Below are 395 nucleotides of genomic sequence, written 5' to 3' on the forward strand. Positions count from 1 at the left end.
GCCCCGAGGTCGAGGCGATCCTCTCCCACCGCCCCGACCTGGTGATCGGCCTGGCGGACACCCACGGCAAGCTCGCCCCCGCGCTGAAGGGCGCCACCACCTTCTGGCCCGTACAGCCCGGTTCCTGGCAGGACAGCGTCGGCTACCTGCGGGATCTGGCCACGCTCACCGGGCGCACGGAGGAGGGCGAGAAGGCCGAGAAGACGTTCCGCGCCCGGCTGGCCGAGGCGGAGGGGGCCAGGAGCGACAAGACATCGCTCATCATCTTCGGCAGCGACGAGAACTTCGGCGTGGCCACCCCGGAGACCGATGTGGCGGCCGGACTCTTCCCGAAGATCTCCCACTACCCCTGGAAGAGCAGGGGCATCGACGGCTCGTACAGCCTGGAGGAGATC

Annotated in this window: 1 pseudogene; it reads left to right on the forward strand. The window is 69.6% G+C overall.

Going from position 1 to position 395, the window contains the following annotated elements:
• Positions 1-395 (forward strand): annotated as a pseudogene (locus RNB18_RS53235) (ABC transporter substrate-binding protein); the annotation flags it as partial.

This window comes from Streptomyces doebereineriae, from assembly GCF_031845645.1.
Taxonomy (GTDB): Bacteria; Actinomycetota; Actinomycetes; order Streptomycetales; family Streptomycetaceae; genus Streptomyces; species Streptomyces canus.